The organism is Nocardia sp. GCM10030253, assembly GCF_042675075.1.
Lineage (GTDB): Bacteria > Actinomycetota > Actinomycetes > Mycobacteriales > Mycobacteriaceae > Nocardia.
Genome location: NZ_JBHTDL010000004.1, coordinates 769041 through 793718, shown reverse-complemented (window position 1 = coordinate 793718; position 24678 = coordinate 769041). Strand labels below are relative to the sequence as shown.

The following is a 24678-nucleotide window of genomic DNA, read 5'->3' as shown; positions in this document are numbered from 1 at the left end:
GCCTCACGAGCTCACTACGTGGTGTTTCCGATGCGAACCACCTGCGTCCGCGCAACGCTGCCCGCGCTCAGCGAGCTGGTCGCAGCCTTCCGCGGTCGATGCGGTCACACGCCTGGTGACCACCTGATCCTGCGGTGGGCGCAATCCCTCGCTCATCTGCATCGCGTCCGGCTGATCAACCCGGCCAGAGCCTCCGAAATTGATCACCGTCGTGAAGAAGTCGCTGTACTCATCGACAGCTGGGTCGCCCTTCACATCCCTGCACCGCCGCACCCGTGCGAATCGACCGAACGGATTGGTACAGCGGTCGATCAGATGGCGGAGGCCCATGTTGCCGCCGAGATTGCGCTGGAAACCGAGCACACTCCCGACGAACTGCACGCTGCCTGGGAGCACGTCGGATACCTCGGAACTCGGTGGACTGACCTGGTTTCCGCAGTCATCGACGGGCAATCCCCGCTGCCACCCAAGAATTAACGAGGAGACAGCCGCAGTGCTGAATCAGCCACAAGTGCACGGAATCCTGCTGCTCGGAGGAAGCGGGAGCCGCCTGCGCCCCGCGTACACCGGCAACAAGCACCTCATCCCTATCGGCGGCCGTCCAATGGCCGAATACGGATTGGAGCTGCTGAGTCGCTGCGGCATCAGGACCGTGACAGCGGTCGTCAGACCTGATGATTCGGATCACTTCCGACGACTGTTTGGGCGCGCAGTACCAGACCTGTCGATTGACTACGTCATCCAGCCGCATCCGCTGGGGACCGCCGACGCTCTGCAGCGATGCGAAGACAGCGTTGAGGACCCGTTCGTCGCGACGTTGTGGGGTGACAATCTGTTCGAGGTCGCGCCGCGCTCGGCGGTGCAACGCTTTGTCTCCGACCCCGCTCCCTGCATGATCACCGTGGCCGAGTCTGCCTCTCCGCAACACTTCAGTGTCGTCACGATTGACGACGGCCGGGTCACCGAGATTCTGGACAAACCCCCACAGCCTCCCGGGAATACCGTTTGCGCTGGGCTCATGCTGTTCGACTCGGCGGACCTGTTCCGAGCGGTGCGCGAAGTGCGCCAGAACCACCGCGGCGAACGCGAAGCGATGGATGCGGTCCGCGAGTTCATGCGCGCCGAGGAACTGGCGTTCGACCGCCTGAGCGGCCGCTGGTTCGACGCGGCTGTTTCCCCCGCCTTCCTGCACGACGTGGAGCTATTCGCGCTCCGCCGAGGTTTCAACCATTCCACGCCCAAGCAACAGGAGACCCCGCCATGGACCTCGCCCACCCGACCGCGCCGGTTCGGATCAACCTCGACACGACCAGGCGCTGTCAGCTGAGTTGCTGGTACTGCCATTCATCCTCCGGTCCCGACTACCGCGGTCCGGTCGTGGACCCGGCGGTGATCCTCGATCTACTCGAAACGGCCGACCAACTCAGGACTTTCGAGATCACCATCACCGGCGGAGAACCGACCCTGTGGCCAGGCCTGGTGCCGCTGCTCGAACAATCGACCCGCCTGAAATTCGCGAGCCTGCTGTTGATCACCAACGCCATGGCGACACCACCGAGGCTGCTCAGAGCGATGGAATCTGCGAACCTGTCGCGGATCTGCGTGAGCCTCGACGGCATCGGTGAGGATCATGACCGCAACCGCGGTGAAGGAGCCTACGAGCGCACGATCCGCGGGCTCCGCGAGTTACGCAAAGTCAACGACAACCTCGCGGTCATCTCCGTCGTCGACGCGACCAACCACACCCGGTGGCCGGAACTGACACGCCTCCTCGCCGACGAGGGCGTCACCGCGCATCACATCACCCCGGTCTGCACCGCCGGGCACGCCATGCAGAACTACCGCGGACTCACCGCGCACCAGTTCGCCGAGGTGCTTGCAATGGTCGAGCAGGTCGCCGAGGAGGTGCCGCAGGTTGCGGTGCTGTTCAACGACGGGCTCGTCCACCCGCTCGGGTCACGGACGATGGGCATCCACCAGTTCACCGAGAACTGGAAAGGCTGGCTGCGAATTGTGCGGCCAGACGGTGACGTCCGCACACAGATTCGTGCATGGGGGCGCACCTGGCGGAGCGATGAGAACGTGGGAAACGTCAACGAGTCGTCGCTTGCGCAGATCCTTCGTGCACCGACACAACAGGTTTCCGCGTTCACGCGCGCCGAGGAGGTCGCACGCAAATTCCACATCGGTGCTGACGCGCCACTGATCCTGACCGACCTGCACGACATCAACGCGGTCGAGCGCGGTGTGCTGGCCGCGCCGGTGCAGGAGGTCGCCGAGGATATCCCGGTGCCCGCTGCGTTGGGCGTCTCACTCGACGACCTGAGCCACAGGGCCCGGCAGACGCCCAGTCAATATCGGATCCGCGAGGAAGACGGGTTCGCGTTCCTGTTCAACACGCGCAGTCACGAGGTTCACGTGCTCACCGCCCAGGAATACCTCTCAATCGCGACGGAATTGATTGAGGTTCCGGTATGAGAGTGCTCGTCACCGGCGGCCTCGGCTTCGTCGGCGTCCACACCGTCGAACAGCTGCTGCGCACGCGTCACGTCACCGAGGTCACTGTGCTGGACAGCATTCGCTATACCGCAGCACCGCAGGCACTCCCGGCCTCACAGCGTATTCGGTTTGTGCAGGGCACCGTGCTCAATGCGGAGCTGGTCACCACGCTGGTCGCCGGCTGCGAGGCCGTCATCCACCTCGCCGCCGAGACATTCGTCGATGCGTCGATCGCCGACGATGGCCTTTTCGTCGACACCAATATCAACGGCACGGCGGTGCTACTGCGCGCGTTGCGGGCGCTCGGCGGACGGCGACTGCTGCACGTTTCCACCGACGAAGTTTTCGGGGAGGCAACCGGCCGGCCGTTCACCGAGTCGACACCGTACCGGCCCCGGAACCCCTACGCAGCGACGAAAGCCGCCGCCGATCACCTTGTCCGTGCCTACACCATTACCCACGGCCTGGACGCGGTGATCTGCCACTGCTCCAACTTGTTCGGTCGCTGGCAATACCCCGAGAAGCTGATCCCGGTCACCGTAACGCGTCTGCTGCGCGGCGAGCGCGCCCGCATCTACGGAACAGGACAACAGTCACGAACCTGGCTGCACGTCACCGACGCCGCCGCGGGCTTGATCGCTGGCCTCGAACGTGGCGTCGGCGGCGAGTCGTACCTGATAAGCGGCGACCGCGAGCTCACCACGCTCGATGTTGTCAGTCGCATCGCCGCTCAGCTGGGAATCCCTGCCGCCGAGGCGGTCTCGTTCGTCGCGGATCGACCTGGCCATGACTACCGATACGCCGTCGACGGTGACAAGACCCGCTGCGAGCTCGGATGGGTCCCAGCGATCGATTTCGAAACCGGTCTCGAGGAAACGGTGATCTGGACAGCAAATCACGAAGGATGGTGGCTGCGATGAAAGGCAAAATGGAGTTCCGCGATGTGTACATGGACGGCTGTGTGCTCGAGACCAAAATCGATGTCCACACCCGCTACAGCAGTATCCCGATCGATCTGCCAGCTGCGGTCATGGCGCGCTGTGGAGTGCCGAACGAAGTCGACGTGCTCGATATCGGTTGCGGCACTGGGCATCTGATCGAACACTTCGCGCGGATCGGGCATGCGGGCAGATTGTTCGGCCTGGACCTCGTTCGCCCGTCGATCGCCGACACTCCTCGCAAGCGATACACGGCGGGCGACGCCGAGTATCTGCCGTTTCCCGACGACAGCTTCGATGTCATCACCTGCATTCACACGCTGAGCCACATCAGCGACCTGCAAGCCGCGATGAGCGAAGCACGTCGCGTACTACGCGATCCCGGGTCATACCTGGCGACCGCGAACTCGTTGCACGCCTACCCTCATACAGCTGAGTACCGCCAGCTCATCCACAGCGAGTTCGGTTGGGGCGAGCCCGTATTCACCACGTCCCGTGTCAATGCCGAAACCCTCGAGCAGACCCTCGCGCCGCTCTGGGGTCTTTTGAGCGTCGACTTCCTTGACGGTGAGTTACGCATCCCGGTCGAGGAGTACCCGACCTATTTCGCAGCGAACATCCCCACCTGGGACCGCACACCCACCGCAGCCGAGCAGATCGAGATACTCCGTCAGGTCGCTGAGTGGGCCCGGCGGGATCAGCGTGACGGCTGCATCGTCGAACCCAAACGGGTCGCTGTGGCGGTCGCCTCCACGACCGCCACCTGACTAGCGACCGCGCGCCAACGCGGTCCGCGCCACCGACACCGCGCCGCGGACAACCAAACCGGCTGCCACCAACGGCGTGAACAAAATCCAGGGCGTCCTGCGGTTGTAGTCGACGTAGAACCGCAGGGCACTGCGATGGTGGTTACGCACCTTCCGGAACGGCGCGTGACGAGTGCTGCCGCCCTCGCGGTGCCGGATTTCCACCTGTGGGTCGAGGACCACTCGGTACCCGGCGCGGTGCATGTCCAGGGCGATCTTGGTTTCCTCGAAGTACATGAAATAGCGCTCGTCGTATCCGCCCACGGCATCAAAAGCCGTGCGGCGGAAGAGCATGCAGCATCCGGAGATCCAGTCCACGTCGCTCACAGTCGTCACCGGATTGCCGAAGTAGGCGCGCGTCGCCGGATTGGACGGCCACACCGACCCGAGGACGGCGTGCGCGATCCCGATACCGATCGAAGGGAATCGTCGTCCGGTCGGGTAAGGCGAGCCGTCCAGCCGAGACACCCTCGGTCCGATCAACCCGATGCGGTTGTCCGAGCGCGCAGTCTCCACCAGAGCGGCGATGGCCCCCGGATCCAGCCGTGTATCCGGATTTGCGATCAACAGCCATTCGGTGTCCAGTTCGGCAGCACCCTGGTTGATCGCACGGGTGAGGCCGACGTTCTCCCGATTACGGACGACACGCGCGCCGAACTGTTCGAGTATCTCCACGCTCTCGTCGGTGGATGCGTTGTCGACGCCGACGACCTCGAGCGCTAGCGGCTCGACTGCTTCGGGCAACGACTCCAGAAACGGAGGTAGATCCTCAGCGCTTCCGTAGGTAACAAGAACAAGGCCGACGGTCTTCTCATCGCGGCGAGACATGCCGGGAACATATCAGACCACATATCACAGCGAAGTGGGGTCAGCATCTCGGCTGTCACGGCTGGCCCGCCGAGCTTTCAGCAATCGGGCGGGCAGGTCCCCTCGCTCAACGTTGGTCTCGAAACCAGCGGGCGCGTCGATTGGGTTGTCGCCGAGACGCGCACCCTGGGTGGTGGGTAGCCTGCTGCGCGACACCATCGCGCAACCAGGGAAGGACCCCGTGCCCTATACCATCGTCGTCGACGTGCTGCTGCTGATCCGCGACGATCGAGTGCTATTGGCTCAGCGGTGCAACACCGGATATGCCGACGGGCAATGGAACCTGCCCTCCGGCAAGCTCGAGGAGGGGGAAGACCTCGAGCTGGCCATGATCCGCGAGGCCGAAGAGGAGATAGGAATCCGGTTGCGCCGCAGCGATCTTCGCATGGCGACCTCACTGCAATACCGGGCTCCCGAGGGACACTCACGAGTCGGGTTTGTGTTCTACGCCGAGCGTTGGGAGGGGGAACCGTTCAATGCTGAACCGCACAAGTGCTCTGCATTGGAGTGGGTCCACGTCGATGAGCTTCCCGCGGATACCGTGCCCTACACCCGTGCGGGCATCGAATTGTACCGGCGCGGTGCGCATTTCGGTATTCACGGCTGGCCCGCCGAGCTTCAGCACTCGGGCGGATAGGTCCCTCGCCCAGTGCTGTGGACCGCCCTGCCCTGCTCAGGCTGCGGCGATGACCTCGATCTCGAGCAGCCACTGCGGGTTGAAGATCCCGGCGAGAACGACCGTCAGCGCGGGCTTGTGGTCGCCGAGGACCTCGGTGCGGACGGCGGTATTGGCCGCGGCGAGCGAGCGGTCGCTCAGATAGGTGGTCACCTTGACGATGTTCGCGACGGTCAGCCCGGTATGCGCCAGCGTTCCGACGATATTCGCCCAGATCAGTCGGCACTGGGCCGCAGCGTCGTCCGGCACGTTCCCGTCCCGATCCTCCGGGATCTGACCGCTGACGAACAGCAGACGCCGCGCCCTGATCACCTCCAGCCCGTTGGTATATCCACCGACCGCCGCCGGAACCGAATCAGCGTCGTGCGCAACCATTTCCATGAATCGCCAGCCTAAACGAGTAGGGACGGCCGCGATGGACGGGCCGCCCGAAACTCGGGCCGACCCGATGCGAAAGGTATTCGATTCAGAGAATGCGGTAGCGACTCGTTGGTACTACGTCGATGTTCTTGTTCGCGCCGAACTTGGCGACGCTGTCCATCAATCGCTCGAACCTGCGGGCCAGCTCCGCATTGTCACCGCCGCTGCCGTAGAACGCGTGCGGATCGGTGAGGGCTTCGATCGGGAACAGCTCCTCGATCACGGCGGCGACCTCGGGTGCGCCATCCGTCGCAGCGCCGAGCACCCGGTTCTGGACGTAACCGAATGTCGCCTGTGTGGCGATGGCGATCTCGGTGTGCTGGTTGCGCCAGTAGTTCAGCCATTCGTCATAGGGCTGATCGTCGGGTCGCCGCAGAAAGGCGATGTTCGACAGACCCGGCGCCCGCTCTCCGATGGGAACGACCGGGAGCTCGATCGGCGACACGGCCTCGACCCGCCACCCGACAACCCGGTCCGCGACCGATCCGAGCGCGTCGACCACGGGATCGACATCCTGATCCTCGTGCGTCCAGACGCTGACCACCGCCTGGATCGGCGAGTCGAAGGCAGTGAGCCGCACCATGGCATCAGCGACCGCGGCGTCGGAAACATTGACCTGCACCGCCTCGGCCCCCGCCGCCCTCAGCCGCGTGGCCAGTTCGGGAGTCAGCAGATCTCCGACACCCCACAGCGCGAAAATCAGCTTCACCTGCGCCATACGATCACCACTTTCTGCAACACGTTCTACTCGCTCGGCGCAGCCTAACAGGCGCAGTCCGTCAACAGACCCTGCTCGGACAAGCGCGCGAGGCCCCCACCTGACAGCCTCGGCCGGAGCCGGTCGGACATACGGGCCTCCGTCACGCCGGAGTCGGCACATCCTGCGGCTCGACGTCTTTCGGGCGCCGAGGTCGAGACCGCGTGATCGCCACACCGGACAGGCACAACAATCCGCCGACAACGGCAAGGGGGGCGGGGACTTCGTCGAGCGCGATCCACGCCATCAGCACGACGAGCGCCGGAACCGCGTAGGTCGTCACGCCCATCTTGCCCGCGGTTGTGCGGGCGAGGGCATAAGCCCAGGTGGTGAACGCCAAAGCCGTTGGAAACACACCGAGATACACCATGCTCAACGTCGAGGAGACCGGTGCGGCGCCGACCTCACGGAACAGCTGACCCGCGAACGGCAGACAGGCGATCGTCCCGATGACACAGCCACCGGTGGTCACCTGCAGTGCCGACGCATGGGCAAGCGCGGGCTTCTGCGCAACCACCGATACCGCCCACGTAGCCGCCGCCGTCAGGCACAGGATCACACCGAGCACCGCGTTACCGCCACCACCCGAATTCGACAACCCGACCACCACCGCGCCGGTGAACGACACCGCGATCCCCGCCATCAGCCGCGCGGGAAAACCCTCCCCGAGTACCAATCCGCTCAGCACCGCGATCAACACGGGCCCGATGTTGATCACCATCGCCGCAGTCCCCGCATCGACGTACTGCTCACCCCAGTTCAGAGCGACCATATAAACCCCGAACCAGAGCACACCCGAGATCAGGATCCCCCGCCACGCGGCCCGAGCGGGCATGCCCTCCCCCGTGACGATCAGGATCGCCACCAACGCGATAGCCCCCGTCAACAGTCGACCAAGCGCGAGCGCGCCCGGCGAGAAGTCCTCTCCCGCAGCACGAATGAACACGAATGCCGAAGCCCACAGCACCACCGTGACGGCGGCAGCGCCGACCGCCTTCCGATCGTCGGACCGAACGCCTTGCCACATTCACCGAACGTAGATCACCACCGTCACGAAATCACGCGGTTTTCGGACACCGGTCCACAGCGGGGTTTCCGCTGGCGACAGCGCCCACGCCCGGCTATTCGGCGCGGGTCGTCAGCGAGCGGTTACGTGTAACGTTGAGAAAGCCGGAGGCACTTCGTTCGTGGATAGCCGAAACCACGACGTCTCCGAGCAACAGCCGGCCCGACTCGTGGCCGAGGCAGGAGCGTCGGATATGACGCTGCACCGCTTCCGATTACCGTCCGCCACCAGCCGCGTCCGGGTGTGTGATGCGCCGAACGGATGAAAAAGACTATCTAGAACTCATGCGCGACTTGGCAGCTCTTCGCCGATCACGCAGCAACGGCGTAGTTCACCACAACCTCGAGCGCGAAATCTGCGAACACGAAGAGGAAGTCCGCAGGCGCGACCACCACGGCAGGTGATCTCCCGACGGCATTTCGGCACCGTCGAGAATGAGCATCCGCGCCAAGGCCCGTCATCAACTCTGGCCCTGCGAACACTTCGGGCCCGGTGCGCTCTGGGCATTCGGCGCTTGAAGCCTGCGCCCCAGTTCGCCGAGAACGATCACCACCGCCACCAGGACGGTCACGAAGGCGAGGCTCGCGAGTGGTGAATCCTGGAAGGTGTTGCCGCCGAAGTAGCCGAGCAATGCGCCCGATACGCCCCAGAGCAGTGCCCCGACGGTGTCGAACGCGGTGAAGGTTCGCGGCGGGACGCCGACCGCGCCCGCGGTGAGCGTCATGATCGACCGCATTCCGGGCAGGAATCGGCCGATCACGATGAAGACGGGGCCGCGGCGTTCCAGCACACCGGCGACCCAGCCAACCGCTCTGCGGCGCTTGGTTCCTTCGGGAAACCTGCGCAGTACCGGCCGCCCCGCATGCCTGCCGATCCGATAGCTCAGCTGGTCACCGGCCGCAGCCCCTGCCGAAGCGGCGAGGATCAGCAAGCCGATGTTCGGCCGTCCTGTCGCCGCGAAGGCGCCCGAGACGAGCAGCACGACTTCGCTGGGAAATATCGGCAGGACTCCATCCAGTGCCGCGATCGCGAAGACGACGAGATAGACCAGGGGCGAGCCCATTACGTCACGCGCGAGATCCAGGAGCTGATCATTCATGCCAAAATGATACTCGTATCATTTGAGACTAGTATCATTTTCTTGAGCTGAAGATGCCCGCTCAGCGGCAACGAGAGGATCCCCCGTGACCGAAAACCTGTCCCCGTTCGACGGCCGCGCGGGGTACACATCCTTCGAGGAGTACGCCGAGAGGTATCGGGAGTTCTTCGTGATGACACGGCGCGACGGGGTCATCGAACTGCGAATGCACACCGATGGCGGGCCGTTCCGACACAGCTGGCGCGGCCACAACGCCTGGCATCGGGTGTGGACCGAGGTCGGCAATGATCCCGAGAACGAGGTCGTCATCATCACCGGCACCGGCGACTGGTGGCACACCGGCGATCCGTCGCAGCTGTGGCACACGCCCTTCCCCGAATGGACCATCGACAGTCAGTTGAAGATGCACGACGACATGGTGTCGCTGCTGCAGAATCTCCTGTTCGCCATCGACGTGCCGACGATCGCCGCTGTCAACGGGCCGGGGACGCATTGCGAATTCGCGACCGCCTGCGACATCACGTTGTGCGTCGAGGACGCTGACTTCTTCGATCCGCATTTCCTCGCCGGTGGCGTACCCGGCGACGGCATGGCACTGACCCTGCAGCGCGCCATCGGGGTCAAGCGCGCGTCGTATTACATGTACACGGGTGAACCGATAAGTGGTCGCGCCGCAATGGAATTGGGCTTGGTCAACGAGGTACTCCCCCGTGATCGACTGCTGCCACGGGCCTGGGAAATAGCCGAGATGATGATGGCGCGGCCGCGCAGCTCACGTCGGCTGACCCACGCGATCGCCACGCGCCCGTGGAAGCGCGCCCTCGTCGAGGACATGGGGTTCCACGCGGCACACCAACTCTGGGGTATGACGATGGGCGAGGCGGGCGACCTCGATAAACTACGCCGGATGAACAGCCGGTTCGGTACCCCGTGACGACACAACGCCGTTCGGCCGCGGCCACCGGGTCGCATCGTGAACGGAAGAAGGCGCTGGCACAGGCCACGCTGCAACGCGAAGCGTTGCGGCTGTTTCGCGAGCAGGGCTACACCGCAACCACCGTCGACCAGATCGCCGCTGCCGCGGGTGTGTCGCGCGTGACCTTCTTCCGTTACTTCTCGACCAAGGCCGATGTCGTGCTGCACGACGTCGCTGACCTCGCGGTGCTCGACGCGCTCCCGGAAACACTCGAGGGCATCAATCCCGTTCGGGCACTTCGCGAAACAGTGCGCACACTGATCGACTCGGCAGCACCCGACGACAAGGCGATGAGCGCCGAGCGCGAACAACTACTGCGCACCGTCCCCGAACTCCGCGCGCGAGTTCCCGCACAAATGGCCGCCTCGATCCCGAGGCTGGCCGACGAACTGGCCAAGCGCCTCGGCCACTCCAGACCAGACCTCCCCACCACAACCCTCGCGGGCGCCATCGTCGGCGTCGCGATCGCCGCATGGACAACAGCGGCCGACGACCTGTCGGAGGGATTCATGCAACGCCACCGACAACTGCTCGACGACTGTCTTGCCCTGCTGGAAGCCGGGCTGACGACCCGAGATCGCGAGTAGCTCGCCATCACCTGGATCACCGTGTGGGACCGGCCTTTCAGCATCGGCTGAGCGGAGATTCTCCTACCGGCCGGAACCCTCCTCGTTCCGGCCGAGCCACGGATGCGACGATAAGCGGTGCTATGAACTGTCTTCCCGTGTCGCGATATACACGGGTGACGCGCGCCGCGATGTTCGCGGCGATCGGGGTCTTGCTGTCGGCCGCCGGGCACGCGGAGATGTCGGGCCACGCGGTGTCGTTCTCCGCGTTGGTATTGGCGTTCGCCGCGACCGGATCACTGGCCTGGGCAGTGGCCGATCGGCAACGCGGGATACTCACGATCGGTGGTGGCCTGCTGGCGATGCAGGCGGCGCTGCATCTGTGGTTCGGTGTGCATTCCGTCTCAGGGGGTGGTCATGGCTCCTCCCACGCAGCGGCCACAGCAGCAGAAACCGCTGCCGCACACGGCGATCCGCTTGCGATGATCGCCGCACACGGCCTGGCTGCCGCGGTCTGCGCGGTGTGGCTCTGGTGCGGTGAGACCGCACTGTTCACACTGCTGGCAACTCTTTACGCGCGGACGCTGGCGCCGCTGCTGCTGATGCTCGTCCACCCGGTCGTAGCCGATGCCGGATCCGGTGTTCGAATCACCCTCGGTGACAGTGTGTCACCGCTGCACAGTGTCCTATTGCGCTATGTCGTGGCGCGGCGTGGACCGCCCGCCGGTGTGGCGTTCCGCTGAGAGTCCACCACCGGTGACCACGACGGTGCCGGTGCCATAGCGCCGAACCCGCACGTGCCGATCGTCGATCGACGTATCGCACGGTCCGGCGTATGCGAATGGTGGACGTAGCCGCCATGTCTCGCGCACCCCGTCGCGGGTGCGGCAGACGGCGAGCCTTTCCGCCCAGCGGCCGTCGACCGCTGACCGGTGTGCCCCTTCGGTACGCCGATACGAGTCCGACGGCCGGACTTTTCGACGCCGTGCTCTATGGCGTCGCCGAACGGAAATTCTGCCTATGCCTTCGATATTCCGAACGCCGCTGCTATGCAGCGGCAATTCCCTACAATCCCCGGCCTGTCGGGTGTGTCGGTACGGAACCCCCTCATGTCCGACGAACGACTGACCGCCCTCGCGATGGCGGCCGGAACCGGCGACCGGTATGCGCTCGAACAATTCATCCGGGCCACTCAGCGTGACGTGTGGCGATTCGTCGCGCACCTCACCGATGTCCAGTCCGCCGACGACCTCACTCAGGAGACTTTCCTTCGAGCGATGGGCAGCCTGCCGCGATTCGCGGGCCGATCCACCGCTAGAACCTGGCTGCTATCCATCGCCCGGCGAGTGGTCGTCGACCGATTCCGCAATGCGGCGGCACGGCCGAAGAACGCACAGCTGGAAGACTGGCAGGCGGCCCTCGACCACCGCCGCGATCACCAGACACCGGATTTCCCAGAGGAAACGGCGATCGCCGATCTGGTGCGCAGCCTGCCCGGAGAGCGGCGGGAGGCCTTCGTCCTCACCCAGGTACTCGGTCTCTCCTACGCCGAGGCGGCGCAGACGGTGGGTTGCCCGGTGGGCACCATTCGTTCGAGAGTCGCGCGGGCCCGCGAAAGCCTCATCACTCTGTTGCAAACCGCGGACACCCTCGCTCCCCGCGAATCCGGGGAACCGATCGTCACGCCGGTCCGACTACTGCCTCGTGCGCGGGCACGAATCCCGATCGACGCGACCGTGGCGGAGGTGATGTGATGGGCGGACTGGAGCTGCGACTGGCCGGAGTGTCGTGCCGACACGGTCGCGTCGAGGTCGTCAGCGACGTCGATCTGGATGTCGCCGCCGGGCAGCGAATCGCCTTGACCGGCACCAACGGTTCGGGCAAGACAACTCTATTGCGTGCGGTGCTCGGCCTGCACGCCACCGCTCGGGGCGAGATCGTCGTCGGCGGACGCAGCGGCAACAGCGGTGCCGAGCAAGCCTGGCGGCGCCGGATCTGTGCCTGGATTCCGCAGCGACCCGCCGCGGGACGCTTCCCGCTGCTGGCGGGTGAACTGCTGGCCAGCTCAGGTAGCGGTGAGCACGCCGAGGCCATGGCGACCCGACTGGGTGTCGGCGCGCTGGTCGATCGCCCGCTCGACACACTCTCGGGCGGACAGCTGCAACGCATGCACCTGTCGCGTGCCGTCGGATGTGTGGCTGCGGGGGCAGGCGTTGTGCTCGCCGATGAACCAACGGCCGCACTGGATTTCGCGGGTCAGGAGGAAGCGGCCGACGTCCTCGCCGGGCTCGGTGTCACGCTTGTCGTCGTCACCCACGACCGCGCGCTGGCACAGCGCTGCGACCGCGTCCTCGAGATGGCAGCAGGCCGATTGCGGGAGGTGGCGTGAACGGCCCCGCTCAGCTGGCCGACCTGTTCGGTATGGCGTCGGTGCAACGCGCTGGAGTGGCCCTGCTGCTCGGGTCGGTCGGGTTGCCGGTAATCGGAGTGGTGATCGTCGGGCTCGACATCATTCCGGTGCGGTTCGCGATGATGCATGTCGCATTGCTCGGCGCCGCCGTCGGCATGCTGACCGGCCTCGACCCGGCGCTGTGCGGGCTGGTCGCCTGCGCGGTGGCGGGGGCCGGGATCAGTCCGCTGGCTCGCAGCCCGGAAAGCCTTTCCGGGGCAATGGGTTTGCTGATGAGTCTGGCGATCGCCGCGGCGCTACTGGTGCTCTCGGTGGCCGGGGTGAACGCTTCGGCGGCGTTCTCGCTGCTGTGGGGTTCCATTCTGGCGGTGCGCGTCCAGGACGTGGTGGTGCTCGCGGCGCTCGCCGTGGTGGTGCCCGCGCTGTTCTGGTGGCGACGGCGCGATCTGGCGCTGCTACTGCACGATCGAGAACTGGCGCTGGTCTCCGGTGTACCGGTGCAACGACTCACATTGGTGCTGCTGGTGCTGGTGGCGGTCGCGGTCGCCGGGGGCATCCGGCTCACCGGCGCGCTGATGGTCGATGCACTCACCCTGCTGCCCGCGCTGGCAGCGCGCCGATTGGGGCATTCACTGACTTCGATCATCTGCTGGGCCATCGGAATCGGCGTCACCGTCAACCTCGCGGGTTTCCTGCTGGCTCTCGCTCTCGACCTGCCCCCCGGGCCGGTCCTCGTCCTCACCGCGGGGGCAATCGCCCTCGCGGCCCACCTCATTCCCGAACGGAGAAACACGTCATGGCGCACTCCCGTCCATTGACCACCCTCACGATAGGACTCACTGTGGTCGCAGGTGTGCTGCTCGGCGGCTGCTCCAGCACCGCCGATCAGCAGGATCACAGCCACGGCGGCGAGCACCCGACAGTTGTAGCGACCACCGCTTGGGAAGCTGGGTTCGCCAAAGCGGCAGGCATCGACGATGTGAAGGTCATCGTGCCCACATCCGTGCATCACGCGCCCGACTACGACCCCAAGCCATCGGACCTGACCGCGGTGGCGGCGGCGGATTTCGTCTTGTACGCACCGTTCGAGCCGTTCGCCGCGAAGATCAAGGAGGCGGCGGGCTCACACGCGAAGCTGATCGAGGTGAATCTCGACAACTCCGCCGACAAGGTAACCGCTCAGGTGCGGGCACTCGGCAAGGAATTCGGTACCACCTCCGAAGCCGACGCGTGGACCACGGCCTTCGCTGCCGAATACGACAAGCTCGGCAAGGACGTTCGGGCCAGCTGGCCGGCCGGCAAACAACCGACCGTTGTCGCACAGGTCTTTTCGACCTGGGCGGCACAGCTGGCCGGAGCGGACGTGGTGGGCACCTACGGGCCCGAAGCCGTGACACCCGGGCAGCTTGGCGGGCTCGCGGCGAAGAAGCCGGAACTCGTGCTGGACAACGCGCACATGTCCACCGGAACGGTGCTGCCGGACTCCGGCGCAAAGCAGATCGCGATCGTCAACTTTCCCGGCCAGGACTACGACCTGCTTGCGGTCTACCGTGCGGCCGCCGCCACGCTGACGAAGGCCCTGTCCGGGTCCTGATCACCGGTGCGGATTGCGGGGCAGTCACCGATGTGACTGCCCCGCAGCAGTTTCAAAGCCCCAGAAACTGCGAACCGAGTCCGGTGCGCGCCTTCGTCCAGCCTATTCACCGATTCGGCGCAAGGCTTGCCTGGACTGCACAGGTTTTCAGTGCACCGTCGCGGTGTGCAGCTTCCGCAGCGCCGCCCGGTCGGGTTTACCTGCCGGAGTCAGCGGCAGCGCGTCCAGCAGTAGCAAAGATTCCGGATGCTTCCCACGCTCCATGCCCTGTGCGAGCAGGTGAGCGCACAACTCTTCGAGGTCGAGTTGGCGGCCCGGTCGCGGCACAACACACGCGGCCAACTGCTCCCCGAGCACTCGGTGCGGCACACCGAAACACACGACATCGCGCACGTCGGGGTGTACGGCGAGCAGCTGCTCCACCTCGGCGGGGCTGATGTTCGCACCGCCACGGATGACGACCTCTTTGAGCCGGCCGACCACGTGTAGCCGTCCTTCGAGGTCGAGAACACCGAGATCGCCGGTGCGAACCCAGCCGTCGTCGGTGCGGTAGCGGGCGTCGAGTTCCGGATCACCGACATAGCACAGCGGAGTCATCGGTCCGCGGGCCACGATCTCACCGGTCTCGCCCGCGGACGCGATGTCGCCGGTGTCGACCTGGGCGATAAGGATTTCCGCGACGCGCGGATCGGGCCGTCCGACCAGGACACCGGAACCAGGTGACGCCGTGTCGGTTTCGCCACGATCGGTGTGACAGTTCACGCCGTCGGCCGAACCATAGAGATTGACCACCGAGCACCCGAAGGCCCGTTCGGCCTCCTCGGTGGTGGCCCGATCCAGCTGCGAACCGCCGAGCACCAACGCCGAGATCGACGACGTATCCGCTTCTTCCACGCCATGTTCGAGCATCATGCGGACCATGGTGGGAACACCGAAGACATGGGAGGGGCGCTGCTGGGTGATCGCCGCAAGCGCGCCCTCGGGGGTGAATTGATCGAGCAGGACCAACGCGCCACCGTGGCGGGCAAGCGTGACCGCCGTGCCGTTGCTGCCGAACGCCGAGGCCAGCGGAACCAGGAAGAGGCTGCGCAGCGGCTCGCCGTCGGTCAGCAACGAGGCCATGAAGTTCCCGCGGCCACCGGCCAGCGCATTGTGGGAGTAGGCAACCATTTTCGGCTCGGACTCCGAACCCGACGAGACCAGGATCCGGGCCGCGGCATCCGGGTCAGGGCGCGCCGGGACGAACGCGTCGCCGTCGGTCCGCAGCATCTCCGCAAACGAGAGACATCGCTCCGGGATAGTCCCCTTGCCGACGGCCGCGACGAACCGCAACGCGGGCAGCTGTCCGAGCAGTCCGGCCAACTCGGCGGCATGGGCGTTGCCGCGGAATTCGGTCGCCGCGATGACGGCAACGGCCTCGGCACGGCGCAACAACGACTCGGCCTCGCGGATACCCCGGCCGGCGGGGAAAGGCAGTGCCACCGCGCCCAGCGCCGCGAGAGCCAGGTCCGTGACGACGGCCTCGCGGCAATTCGGCAGCTGCACGCCCACGACGTCTCCTGGCCGAATGCCTTCGGACGCAAGCGCGGTCGCGAAGCGTCGAACCAGGGTGTCGAGCCGGGTGTAGCAAACCTTGCCCTTGGCGTCGAGCAGCGCGGTGCGGTGCGGGTCCATACATCGGTGCGCGCGGAACAGCGAGTACAGGTCGAGGTCCGGGCAGGCGCCATCCGCGGCCCACGCGCGGCGCAGCCGGTGCGGGACAAGATCGTGTAGAACGACAGTCATCGGAAGCTCCAGGGAGACGAAACGGCCACGGCCCCATGGGTATCGGTGCCGAGGGCACCGGCGAACCTGGGATCGCCTGGCAGCTCGGCGAGATCGGTGGTGACCGCGGTGGCGTCGATCCCGTTGTCGCGCAATGCGGTGACGGCATCGGCGGTGGTCAGGCCGCGCAGCCGGTCCGCGTGCGGGGCGACCGCGGTCGCATGGCTGTCGGCCGGGGCGAGCCAGCCATCCGCTGCCGGCAGCGGGCGCCGGAACCCGGCCGGGCGACGCGGATCCAGGCCGTCGTCGATGCGGCGCAGTGCGGGCGCGGTGAGCAGGTTCGCGGCGGCCAGCAGCGAGGATTCGACACGAACCCCGCGCCCGGTCTGTTCGCGGACGAGGAGACCAGCGAGGATCGCTTCGGTGCCGAGCATCCCACCGAGCACATCCAGCAGCGTCATCAGCGACGGCACCGCGGGTTCGTCGGCGGGCCGGGCCGCCTCCCCGACTCCGGTGCGAGCCTGCACCATGAAGTCGGTGCCCATCGGCGCGTCGGACAGCCGCCCGGCCCACCCACTGGTGTAGGCGTAGATCAGGCCGGGATTGGCGGCCGAAAGGGTGCCGGCGTCCAACCCGAGTTGCTCGGCCTTGCCGGGCGCCCAGTTGTGCAGGAATACATCCGCCCCTGCGGCCAACTCGCACAGTCGTTTTCGATCGGTCGACGACTTGATGTCGATCTCCACCGCGTCCTTGCCCCGGTTCAGCGCGAGCCAGCGCGCGGAGATATCGGAGCAAGTGGGCGGCATGCCCCGCAGCGGGTCGCCACCCGGTGGCTCGATGCGCACGATATCGGCGCCGAGCAGTCCGAGCAGGTGCGCGGCCAGCGGGGCCTGCACGCGGCGCCCGGCCTCCAGCACGGTCATGCCCGCGAGCGGACGGTCGGCAGTTGCCGTGGATCCGACACCGGCCGTGCGGCTTTCAGCGCCGAGCGCCAGCTCCCACGGTGTGGTGTCCTCGCCGCCGGTGCGCATCTCCTCGGCACGCTCGGCCAAAGTGTGTAGTCGGCATACGTCGGCGCCGGTCGCTTCGGCGGCCGCACGGACCTGCGCCCAGGTGCGCCGCGCAGTGGCGTTGTGCAGGTCGTCGGGGATGGGTGCGCAGGCAGTCGCGTAGCGAAACTGGAAGGGCCGCCAGCCTTTTCGCAACGCGTCAGCCGGTGCGTCCATGGCAAGCCAGAAGTCGGCCCACAGGCTGACATCCAATGCCTCGACTTCGAATCGGACACCGTCGGCGGTGGTGAACGGCGGGCCACCCGGGCGAATCGGGGTGGCTTCGTCATCGTCCGCGCACGCCGCCGCGAGATATTGCGAGACGGTCAGCAGGGCCACCCGATCGACCGCGATATCGGCGGTGGTCGCGGTCGCGCCGCGCGACCGCCCGATCAAGGTCGCGAGAAGTCCTTGCGCAGTGAGGATTCCGGTCGCGGTTGCGGCGTAATCGACCGCAAGCCCACGGGGTGACCCGTCGCGGCGGCCGTGCACATGCATCAGCCCCGCCGCGGCCTGCACGGTCGCCTCGTCGCACACTTGCCCACCGGCCGCACCCCAGGACACCGTGGCCTCCGCCGTCGCACCGTCCGGCCCGGTGAGGGTCAGTGCATTGCCGTCGCCGGCGACCGGTTGCGCGCCGAGCAACCGCAGATGCTCGACGGCCGTCGCGATCGGGCCGGGCGGACCCGCGGCGTGCAACCGCATGCCCTGCAGCGGTAGTGATATCTGGCCGGTGCTGGATGTCCGCATGGTGCCGGATGTCATGGCTCTCCTTTTGAACGGTCGCGCCTTCGCGGGAACTCGGCGGCGGTCGCCTGCGACCAGTTCCACGGAAAGAGCAGTCGGACCGTCGAGCCCTCGGGTTCCCGGTCAACGCGGAGGAGAAATCATGACGACCTTCACATCGAGCGCGGTGCCGACAGTCGGTGCACCGGAATCCGCACCGTCGGGTACTGCTCGAGCGCCCTTGCGCGACCGAGTGACTGCCTTTGTCGAGGAGCAGGTGGTGCCCCAGGAACAGCGGCTCGATGCGGGTGGGCCGACGGCGGCCGCGACGCTGGCCGAACTGCGGGCCGCGGCGCGGGCCGCGGGATTGTGGGCGTTGCCACTGCCCGTCGAACTCGGTGGGCAAGGACTGCCTTTCGCCGACTACGTGCGCCTGGCCGAAGCGGAGGGCGCCAGTGACCACGGGCCCCGCGCGCTCGGCTCGGCGGCGCTGCTGGATGTGCGGATGCTGCAACGACATTGCGCCGATCGCGTACGTGCGACCTATCTCGAACGGCTGGTATCCGGGGAACTGCAGGCCGCGTACGCGATGACCGAACCCGACACTCCGGGCACCGATCCCGCCATGACCGCCACCAAGGCGACCGCCGAGCCGGACGGTTCGTGGACGCTCACCGGCCGTAAGTGGTTCGTCAGCGGCGCTGCCGACGCCGATCTGGTCACCGTGCTCGCGCGCACCCACGGCACCGCACCGAGCCGTGAGGGCCTCTCCTTGTTTCTCGTACCCACCGATTCACCCGGTTTCCGGGTTCTCCGGGAACTTCCGGTGTTGGGTGTGGGCGGCCAGTGGGAGATTGCCATGGACGCGGTCCGCGTGCCCGCCGACCATCTGATCGGCGAGCCGGGTCGGGCGTTGGCGATTGCCGGTGAACGCCTGCAACTCGGGCGCACACTGCGTTGTCTGCGCTGGTTGGGGCAGGCGGAGCGCGCCTTCCAGCTCATGTGCGATCGTGCGCGCAGCCGAACCCAGTCCCGTGGGCCGCTGGCCGACCGACAACTTGTGCAGCAGCATGTATTCGAATCCCTGCTCGCTATTCGCAGCACCCGCCCACTGGTGCACAAGGCGGCGACGCTGATCGACGCGGGCCACGACGCTCGAGTGGAAGCCGGTCTCGCCAAGGTCGCCGCGGCCCGAACGCTGCAACAGGTGGCCGACGCCGCGATCCAGGTACACGGCGCCGCCGGACTCGGCCCCGATACCGCATTGCCCGCCCTGCTGCGTATGGGTCGGATGGCACGCATCCTCGACGGACCCGACGAACTGCACATCGAGGCAGTGGCCAGGCGGGTGCTGCGCTGATCGCGCTCAGGTGGCGAACGGAGCTACCAACCCGACGTGGACAGCCAGCCCGAGCGCGAGAAAGTAGTCACCCCACATGAGTTCATGACCGACGGCCAGCCCGCGGTCGAGGTCGTAGCAGCCGTTCAGCAGCATGCCCGGCGGGCGGGCGCCACCAGCGCCACTGAGATGTTCGCTCACCAGATGCCGAAGAATGTCGGTAGCCCTGTCTCGCAGCTGTGCGGCGTGCTGCGAAATCTCCTGTACGGCAGCCAACTTGAGCAACGCCACCGCCTCGATCGCCGCCGCCGAAGTATCCGGCGCGACACCCGATGACGCGTGGGCGGCCGGAACCAACGGCAACCTGTAGTCCACCAGTTGCTCGGCGACCACGCGGTAGTCGCGATCGAGGTACCACGATGCGTCGGCGAGCGCCAGCAACAGCCAGGCGCGGCCGCGGCTCCAGCCCGTCCGCGGCTGTGCACACGGTGCCCATTCGCTATCGGTCCACGACCAAGCCGGTGTCCCCGCAGGCTGCGCCTGCCATAGCCGAAGGTGGGTGTCCAGATGCGTACGAGCCGCCGCCCGGCCGACATCAGAGCCTGATCCCAACAACGGCACCACGCCGGGTACCCCATCGACACGGGCCGACAATCTTTCGCCACCGAACGCCGAACCCCACGGCAGCACACCGAGTGTGTGGTCGAAGGCCGCCAGGCAGGCTTGGGCCGCCTCGGCGCGCAGCAGCACAGCTGCATCGCCCTTGACCGCCAAAGCCGTTCCGTACCAGAGAATCAGCCCGCGGGTAGAGGTATCGGCCTCCACCCAGTAGGCCAACCGGCGGGTGACCGCGGAGGCCGCCGACCGGTCCTCGGCCGAACCGGTGTACAGGGCCTGCAACCAGAGCAGTCCCGCCCAGAATCCACCGGTCCACGACCCCTTCGAGGTGCTCGTCCAGTCACCCGACGCACTGTCGGCATAGAGCGGAAAACGCTCGCCGACAGTCGCATACGTGACTCTGGCACGGTCCAACACCGCGGCAAGGGCGGCCTCGGCCCATTCTCGCTCCGAGGTCGACACCACACCGGAATACGCGGTGCCGCTCAGCGCCTGCTCCGATGCGGCCGTCGAGCGATCGGGCACGGTCTCGCTCATACCCGCACCCGATCCCGCAGTGCCCACAGTGCCGCCACTCCCGCGGCGGTAGCGAATTCCGCGGCGACCGTCAGCCACCCGTTGCTGTACCCGATCGCCGACACCAGGACACCGAAAAGTGGTGGGCCGACCGCGAATCCGGCGAAGAAGCCCGCCGCTACCAGCGCCGAGTCCCGCCCCGCACGACCCGGCGCTGCCCGTTGGATCACCAACACCATCGACACCGCGTTGCCCGCCATGCCGAACGTGCCCACCGCGATCACCGCAACCCACACCAGCCCGTCGACGAACGGAGCCGCGGCCAACAGCAATGCCGCACCCGCTGACCCACACGCCAACCCCGCGGGCAACACCACCGCCATCCCCGGTCTGCCCGCCACCCTGGCCCAGCCGATGCGGCCCGCGATTCCGGCTGCACCGAGCACCGCGACCAATGTCCCCGCGGTCGCCGCGTCGAGCCCGAGCCGCCGCTCTCCGAACAGCGCGAGATAAGTGTTGATCGAGGCCATCCCGGCACCGAGGAAGAGCGAATACGCGGCCAGCCAGCGCACCACGCTCGATCGTTCGGTACCGACCCCGGAACTGTCGGCACCCTGCTCATCTCGGCGCGGATCGGTGGGCAACGCCCGCCAGACCCAGAACGCGGCAAGTACGGCGACGCCCGCGGCCACCCACACCGAGGCCCGCCACCCGGCAGCGGCAGCCAACGCGGTCAGCGGGAGCCCAGCGGCGACAGCGCCGAGTTGGACACCGGACTGCTTGGTACCCGTCACGCCGGCGCGCCGCGGTGTGGGCACCGCCGCCAAGATCGCCTTGTTCGTCGCCGGATTCGCCAATGCCTGTGGAGCACCACCGAGACCGACGGCCAGCATCAGCACCAGGTAGCTCGGCGCCGCGGCGATCGCTGCCAGCACGACAGCGACCAGCCCCAGCAACGCCACCAGACATCGCCGCGGGCCGAGTAGATCCACCGCACGCCCCGCCATCGGCGAGAGCAATGCGGCAGTCCCGAACCCGACCGTCGCCGTGAATCCCAGCAGTGCCGTTGACATACCGAGGTCAGGCACGATCCGCGGGCCCAAGGCGCCGAGCAGGAACAACTGCAACATGGAGAAGCCCATGGCCGCGGTCAGCACACCGGTCACCGACGCCACCGCCGCCCGGTCCGTTCGGACCCGCGGGTGTGTCTGCTGCACTGCCGTTCTCCTCCCAGCCGCGCCGCCCAGTCGACGGCCTCGAACTCCAGTAGTCGGACGCGAAGTCGCCTCGGTTCCGAGCGTGGGTATTCGACCATTCGCCGGGAGAGGGCGCGATCGACAGGCTCAGGCCATCAGCTACCCGGCAGCCCAGGACTACCCGGGATCTGGAAATCCGCCTTGAATCGTGGGCCCGGCGGGAGACCACGCAGTATCGCGCTGGTCCATGCCACCGCTGGCGGCCACCCCGCGACCGCGTTGGTGACGTGCTCCGGCAAGGGCATCGTGTAGAACCGCAGATCGGCGCCACGATTCCAGTACTCGTTGACCACCGGCAGCACCACCGACGGCGGGATCAGCTCATCCCACATCCCGTGGAACCAGAAGATGGGACTATCCGGAATCTGCTGGCCGAGACTCTGCTCCTTCAGTATCTGCATGACCTCAGGGATGGATTCCAACGTCTTGCCGGGCTGGTAGTAGTCGCTGATAGGCCGATACATTCCGGTCAGTGCGATGGTGTAGACGCAGCGGCTCTGCACATCTTGCAGAATCCGTTGTCCCTCATCGGTCAGCAGCTTTTTCGCATCGAACGCTTCGGGGAATTCGCGCGACAGGCCCGCGAAGCCGAGCCACATGGTGAAGTTGCTGATTCCGGTGAGCCCGGGCTGCTGCATGGTCGCGTAGCGCGCCTGCAACTGCAGATCGCCTGGCGTGCCGCCGACAGCAGTGCCGAGCAGTCGCACATCGGGGGCGTAGGTTTCGCGCAGTTCGGCCGCGCGCATCGAACCAGAGCCGCCGCCGGAGTAGCCGTAGAGCGCGATCCCGGAATTCGTAAGACCCAGCGTCGCATCGTTCTTCATGGCACGAAGACTGTCCAGCACCATTTTGCCTTCGTCGAAGGTGTTGAAGGTGTTGAACTTGCCATCGAAGTCAGGGATGTTGATCGCGAAGCCCTGCATCAGCCAATACTGCGTCAGCAGGCTTTCTTTCATCGTGCCCGTTTGCAGGGTGTACGACGGATTGCACGACGAGTCGGTCGAGTCGATCGCCTCCTGGAACGAAACAACCGGGCGGGGGCTGCCGAACCACGGAATGCCCGGGGTGATCACCGACGTTGCCGTCGCGATGGGGTTGTCGTGCACGTCGTTGCTGCGATAGAGCAGCTGCTTGGTGTCGACCGGGAACGGGATACCCAGAATGCGGGTCTGCACAGTGCGGGTACGAATGATCTGACCGGGCTCATAGGACGCCAAGTCCGCCGGATCGTCGTACCACGGATCCTCGTCGGGCACCGGAATCGGCAGCAAGTCGTAGAGCGGCGGTTCAGCGGGCAACTGCGGCAACTGATTTCGATCCGGCGGAAATGTCGGGAACGGATCGCCCACGGCGACTCCGGCGGACACCGAAAGGCACAGCGCCGTCAACGGCACCGCCACCCATTCGAACCTGCGGGAAACCCCGAACATATAGCCCCTCACCTCGATGCGTGTGATCCAGCCGTCCGATCACCAGACTGGTGACAAGTAGACAGCTGAGCGGGCCGCGACGCTATCCACATTCCAACAGACTTCGCTCCGACCTGTTGTGCACGTCACCAAGGGGCAAGAGCCCCAAATCACGTGCCGCCGCCATCGGCACCGACGGACAGGGGATCGTTCGACCCATCGCCGACCGCAAGGAGTTCAACGACTCGAGGCGGGTTCGCGCCCCGCAAGAGCGGGTTTGCTGCCATAAAACGGACAATTCTCACAAAAAGTAGCGATCGCGTACCGAATGCGGATATCGCACGTCAGAACCTGGAAGATCGAGATTATCCGTACCCCGAGTTGGGAATGCCCGAAGTTCGCCCCCAATCTGGTTCTAATATGCCATCGCGCGCCGCACCGGCTCGGTAATATACAAACCCCTCGGTCTCTAAACCCTTTCGAGCGATGACACGCAGATGTGTTACCGCTCGAACTGAATTGCGGACAGCTCGAATGCTTTGCGTCGGTGCGCATTATGAGGCCGCGTCTGCACCCACACTGCCGGCGCGGCATGACTGGACGATATCTGGGACGTCCAGAATGAGGAGGCAGCAATGGTCGTCACGATACCCAACAAAGCCGTTCGGACAGACACGCTGCCGCGACCGCCGGACCTTGGCTTCCCAGACCGTTCCCGGCACCATCTCGGCGAGCTGCTCGGCGCGATCGCCGCAGGGGATCGAGCGGCCTTCACCGAGTTCTATCACGCGACCAGCCAACGGGTATTCGGGCTCGCGGTCCACATCGTTCACAGTCGCACGTTTGCCGAGGAGGTCACCCAGGAGGTCTATCTGCAGGCATGGACCACCGCCGATCGCTACGACGGCACCCGGGCCGCCCCGCTGACCTGGCTGATGATGATCACGCATCGGCGGGCGGTCGACCTGGTTCGGTCCGAGCAAGCCATCACAGACAGGGAGAACACCTACGGCAATGCCCAGTTCAGGCCCGGTCACGACGTCGTCGCCGAACAGGTCGACCAGCAGTTCGATCACCAATCCGTCCGAGACAATCTGGCGCGACTGAACGCACGCGAACGCGAATCCATCGCCCTGGCCTACTACGGTGACCACAGCTACCGCGAGGTCGCCGACCTCCTGGGGATCCCCCTACCGACCGTGAAGAGCCGCATCCGCGTCGGGCTCAAACAGATGGAGATCTGGTTGAGCAACGATTGACGAGTCGAGAGCGCGGTCTCGCGGGGCGTCGGGACGGACTGCCGCCCAACGCCCCGCACGACCTGTTG

The 24678-nt window shown here is 66.2% G+C and carries 25 protein-coding genes; 15 read left to right on the top strand and 10 right to left on the bottom strand.

The features are described from left to right. Window positions 1–30: 30 nt before the first annotated feature. The 5 genes from ACFQZZ_RS07775 to ACFQZZ_RS07755 are packed head-to-tail and all read left to right on the top strand — an operon-like array spanning window position 31 to window position 4204. Window positions 31–477: a DUF4254 domain-containing protein gene (locus ACFQZZ_RS07775; RefSeq protein WP_378675975.1), complete on the top strand. Its 447-nt coding sequence runs from the start codon at window positions 31–33 to the stop codon at window positions 475–477. A gap of 16 nt (window positions 478–493) precedes the next feature. Further along, window positions 494–1327 carry a sugar phosphate nucleotidyltransferase gene (locus tag ACFQZZ_RS07770; protein WP_378675972.1) on the top strand — a complete coding sequence of 278 codons (834 nt, stop codon included), beginning with the start codon at window positions 494–496 and terminating at the stop codon, window positions 1325–1327. Further along, window positions 1261–2478 (top strand): radical SAM protein, encoded by a 1218-nt coding sequence (locus ACFQZZ_RS07765; RefSeq protein ID WP_378675970.1) that lies wholly within the window; start codon window positions 1261–1263, stop codon window positions 2476–2478. Before ACFQZZ_RS07770 ends, ACFQZZ_RS07765 begins: the two co-directional genes overlap by 67 nt. Next, window positions 2475–3419 carry a dTDP-glucose 4,6-dehydratase gene (locus ACFQZZ_RS07760; protein WP_378675967.1) on the top strand — a complete coding sequence of 315 codons (945 nt, stop codon included), beginning with the start codon at window positions 2475–2477 and terminating at the stop codon, window positions 3417–3419. The genes ACFQZZ_RS07765 and ACFQZZ_RS07760 overlap by 4 nt, the downstream gene beginning before the upstream one ends. Beyond that, window positions 3416–4204, top strand: coding sequence for a class I SAM-dependent methyltransferase (locus ACFQZZ_RS07755; RefSeq protein ID WP_378675963.1), 789 nt, complete (start codon window positions 3416–3418; stop codon window positions 4202–4204). The genes ACFQZZ_RS07760 and ACFQZZ_RS07755 overlap by 4 nt, the downstream gene beginning before the upstream one ends. Here the strand turns inward: ACFQZZ_RS07755 and ACFQZZ_RS07750 are convergent, their stop codons facing one another. Next, window positions 4205–5071 carry a glycosyltransferase family 2 protein gene (locus tag ACFQZZ_RS07750; RefSeq protein WP_378675960.1) on the bottom strand — a complete coding sequence of 289 codons (867 nt, stop codon included), beginning with the start codon at window positions 5069–5071 and terminating at the stop codon, window positions 4205–4207. A gap of 220 nt (window positions 5072–5291) precedes the next feature. Between ACFQZZ_RS07750 and ACFQZZ_RS07745 the strand changes: the two genes are divergently transcribed. Continuing rightward, window positions 5292–5747: an NUDIX domain-containing protein gene (locus ACFQZZ_RS07745; protein WP_378675957.1), complete on the top strand. Its 456-nt coding sequence runs from the start codon at window positions 5292–5294 to the stop codon at window positions 5745–5747. A 36-nt stretch (window positions 5748–5783) separates the two neighbouring features. Here the strand turns inward: ACFQZZ_RS07745 and ACFQZZ_RS07740 are convergent, their stop codons facing one another. The 4 genes from ACFQZZ_RS07740 to ACFQZZ_RS07725 all read right to left on the bottom strand — a co-directional run bounded on the left by ACFQZZ_RS07740 (window position 5784) and on the right by ACFQZZ_RS07725 (window position 9128). After that, window positions 5784–6167, bottom strand: a complete 384-nt coding sequence (locus ACFQZZ_RS07740) for a RidA family protein (protein ID WP_378675954.1) — start codon at window positions 6165–6167, stop codon at window positions 5784–5786. Window positions 6168–6252: 85 nt separating this feature from the next. Beyond that, window positions 6253–6924 (bottom strand): hypothetical protein, encoded by a 672-nt coding sequence (locus tag ACFQZZ_RS07735; RefSeq protein ID WP_378675951.1) that lies wholly within the window; start codon window positions 6922–6924, stop codon window positions 6253–6255. Window positions 6925–7066: 142 nt separating this feature from the next. After that, a complete protein-coding gene (locus tag ACFQZZ_RS07730; protein ID WP_378675948.1) occupies window positions 7067–7990 on the bottom strand; it encodes a DMT family transporter in 924 nt (307 codons plus the stop codon). A 499-nt stretch (window positions 7991–8489) separates the two neighbouring features. Then, window positions 8490–9128, bottom strand: coding sequence for a DedA family protein (locus ACFQZZ_RS07725; protein ID WP_378675945.1), 639 nt, complete (start codon window positions 9126–9128; stop codon window positions 8490–8492). Window positions 9129–9213: 85 nt separating this feature from the next. Here ACFQZZ_RS07725 and ACFQZZ_RS07720 point away from each other — a divergent pair, with 85 nt between their 5' ends. From ACFQZZ_RS07720 to ACFQZZ_RS07690, 7 genes are all read left to right on the top strand, one after another. Then, window positions 9214–10062, top strand: a complete 849-nt coding sequence (locus ACFQZZ_RS07720; RefSeq protein ID WP_378675942.1) for an enoyl-CoA hydratase/isomerase family protein — start codon at window positions 9214–9216, stop codon at window positions 10060–10062. Continuing rightward, window positions 10059–10691, top strand: coding sequence for a TetR family transcriptional regulator (locus ACFQZZ_RS07715; protein ID WP_378675940.1), 633 nt, complete (start codon window positions 10059–10061; stop codon window positions 10689–10691). The genes ACFQZZ_RS07720 and ACFQZZ_RS07715 overlap by 4 nt, the downstream gene beginning before the upstream one ends. A gap of 137 nt (window positions 10692–10828) precedes the next feature. Continuing rightward, window positions 10829–11413, top strand: a complete 585-nt coding sequence (locus tag ACFQZZ_RS07710; RefSeq protein ID WP_378675938.1) for a hypothetical protein — start codon at window positions 10829–10831, stop codon at window positions 11411–11413. 366 nt (window positions 11414–11779) lie between these two features. Continuing rightward, window positions 11780–12424, top strand: coding sequence for a sigma-70 family RNA polymerase sigma factor (locus tag ACFQZZ_RS07705; protein WP_378675935.1), 645 nt, complete (start codon window positions 11780–11782; stop codon window positions 12422–12424). Beyond that, window positions 12424–13059 (top strand): metal ABC transporter ATP-binding protein, encoded by a 636-nt coding sequence (locus ACFQZZ_RS07700; protein WP_378675933.1) that lies wholly within the window; start codon window positions 12424–12426, stop codon window positions 13057–13059. Before ACFQZZ_RS07705 ends, ACFQZZ_RS07700 begins: the two co-directional genes overlap by 1 nt. After that, the gene (locus ACFQZZ_RS07695; RefSeq protein WP_378675930.1) at window positions 13056–13898 is read left to right on the top strand and encodes a metal ABC transporter permease; all 843 of its coding nucleotides are present in this window, start codon (window positions 13056–13058) and stop codon (window positions 13896–13898) included. Before ACFQZZ_RS07700 ends, ACFQZZ_RS07695 begins: the two co-directional genes overlap by 4 nt. Then, the gene (locus ACFQZZ_RS07690; RefSeq protein WP_378675928.1) at window positions 13877–14674 is read left to right on the top strand and encodes an ABC transporter substrate-binding protein; all 798 of its coding nucleotides are present in this window, start codon (window positions 13877–13879) and stop codon (window positions 14672–14674) included. The genes ACFQZZ_RS07695 and ACFQZZ_RS07690 overlap by 22 nt, the downstream gene beginning before the upstream one ends. 147 nt (window positions 14675–14821) lie before the next feature. Here the strand turns inward: ACFQZZ_RS07690 and ACFQZZ_RS07685 are convergent, their stop codons facing one another. Both ACFQZZ_RS07685 and ACFQZZ_RS07680 read right to left on the bottom strand, forming a co-directional pair. Further along, complete coding sequence (locus ACFQZZ_RS07685; protein ID WP_378675925.1) at window positions 14822–16459, bottom strand: AMP-binding protein; 1638 nt, start codon at window positions 16457–16459, stop codon at window positions 14822–14824. Continuing rightward, window positions 16456–18252, bottom strand: coding sequence for a CoA transferase (locus ACFQZZ_RS07680; RefSeq protein ID WP_378675922.1), 1797 nt, complete (start codon window positions 18250–18252; stop codon window positions 16456–16458). Before ACFQZZ_RS07680 ends, ACFQZZ_RS07685 begins: the two co-directional genes overlap by 4 nt. A 124-nt stretch (window positions 18253–18376) precedes the next feature. Here ACFQZZ_RS07680 and ACFQZZ_RS07675 point away from each other — a divergent pair, with 124 nt between their 5' ends. Next, complete coding sequence (locus ACFQZZ_RS07675; RefSeq protein WP_378675920.1) at window positions 18377–19573, top strand: acyl-CoA dehydrogenase family protein; 1197 nt, start codon at window positions 18377–18379, stop codon at window positions 19571–19573. Window positions 19574–19579: 6 nt separating this feature from the next. On the opposite strand, the gene ACFQZZ_RS07670 is transcribed toward ACFQZZ_RS07675, so the two are convergent. The 3 genes from ACFQZZ_RS07670 to ACFQZZ_RS07660 form a co-directional block, all read right to left on the bottom strand. After that, a complete protein-coding gene (locus ACFQZZ_RS07670; RefSeq protein WP_378675917.1) occupies window positions 19580–20707 on the bottom strand; it encodes a hypothetical protein in 1128 nt (375 codons plus the stop codon). Continuing rightward, entirely contained in the window at window positions 20704–21903 is a 1200-nt protein-coding gene (locus ACFQZZ_RS07665) for an MFS transporter (protein WP_378675915.1), read from the bottom strand. The genes ACFQZZ_RS07670 and ACFQZZ_RS07665 overlap by 4 nt, the downstream gene beginning before the upstream one ends. Window positions 21904–22037: 134 nt before the next feature. Then, window positions 22038–23372, bottom strand: coding sequence for a lipase family protein (locus ACFQZZ_RS07660; protein ID WP_378675912.1), 1335 nt, complete (start codon window positions 23370–23372; stop codon window positions 22038–22040). A gap of 614 nt (window positions 23373–23986) precedes the next feature. Between ACFQZZ_RS07660 and ACFQZZ_RS07655 the strand changes: the two genes are divergently transcribed. Then, window positions 23987–24610 carry a sigma-70 family RNA polymerase sigma factor gene (locus ACFQZZ_RS07655; RefSeq protein ID WP_378675910.1) on the top strand — a complete coding sequence of 208 codons (624 nt, stop codon included), beginning with the start codon at window positions 23987–23989 and terminating at the stop codon, window positions 24608–24610. The last annotated feature ends 68 nt before the right edge of the window (window positions 24611–24678 follow it).

Coding starts and splice junctions, on each gene's coding strand:
- ACFQZZ_RS07775 (WP_378675975.1), top strand. CDS start 31: ATGCGAACCACCTGCGTCCGCGCAACGCTGCCCGCGCTCAGCGAGCTG.
- ACFQZZ_RS07765 (WP_378675970.1), top strand. CDS start 1,261: ATGGACCTCGCCCACCCGACCGCGCCGGTTCGGATCAACCTCGACACG.
- ACFQZZ_RS07760 (WP_378675967.1), top strand. CDS start 2,475: ATGAGAGTGCTCGTCACCGGCGGCCTCGGCTTCGTCGGCGTCCACACC.
- ACFQZZ_RS07755 (WP_378675963.1), top strand. CDS start 3,416: ATGAAAGGCAAAATGGAGTTCCGCGATGTGTACATGGACGGCTGTGTG.
- ACFQZZ_RS07750 (WP_378675960.1), bottom strand. CDS start 5,071: ATGTCTCGCCGCGATGAGAAGACCGTCGGCCTTGTTCTTGTTACCTAC.
- ACFQZZ_RS07740 (WP_378675954.1), bottom strand. CDS start 6,167: ATGGAAATGGTTGCGCACGACGCTGATTCGGTTCCGGCGGCGGTCGGT.
- ACFQZZ_RS07735 (WP_378675951.1), bottom strand. CDS start 6,924: ATGGCGCAGGTGAAGCTGATTTTCGCGCTGTGGGGTGTCGGAGATCTG.
- ACFQZZ_RS07730 (WP_378675948.1), bottom strand. CDS start 7,990: ATGTGGCAAGGCGTTCGGTCCGACGATCGGAAGGCGGTCGGCGCTGCC.
- ACFQZZ_RS07725 (WP_378675945.1), bottom strand. CDS start 9,128: ATGAATGATCAGCTCCTGGATCTCGCGCGTGACGTAATGGGCTCGCCC.
- ACFQZZ_RS07705 (WP_378675935.1), top strand. CDS start 11,780: ATGTCCGACGAACGACTGACCGCCCTCGCGATGGCGGCCGGAACCGGC.
- ACFQZZ_RS07700 (WP_378675933.1), top strand. CDS start 12,424: ATGGGCGGACTGGAGCTGCGACTGGCCGGAGTGTCGTGCCGACACGGT.
- ACFQZZ_RS07690 (WP_378675928.1), top strand. CDS start 13,877: ATGGCGCACTCCCGTCCATTGACCACCCTCACGATAGGACTCACTGTG.
- ACFQZZ_RS07685 (WP_378675925.1), bottom strand. CDS start 16,459: ATGACTGTCGTTCTACACGATCTTGTCCCGCACCGGCTGCGCCGCGCG.
- ACFQZZ_RS07680 (WP_378675922.1), bottom strand. CDS start 18,252: ATGACATCCGGCACCATGCGGACATCCAGCACCGGCCAGATATCACTA.
- ACFQZZ_RS07675 (WP_378675920.1), top strand. CDS start 18,377: ATGACGACCTTCACATCGAGCGCGGTGCCGACAGTCGGTGCACCGGAA.
- ACFQZZ_RS07670 (WP_378675917.1), bottom strand. CDS start 20,707: ATGAGCGAGACCGTGCCCGATCGCTCGACGGCCGCATCGGAGCAGGCG.
- ACFQZZ_RS07660 (WP_378675912.1), bottom strand. CDS start 23,372: ATGTTCGGGGTTTCCCGCAGGTTCGAATGGGTGGCGGTGCCGTTGACG.
- ACFQZZ_RS07655 (WP_378675910.1), top strand. CDS start 23,987: ATGGTCGTCACGATACCCAACAAAGCCGTTCGGACAGACACGCTGCCG.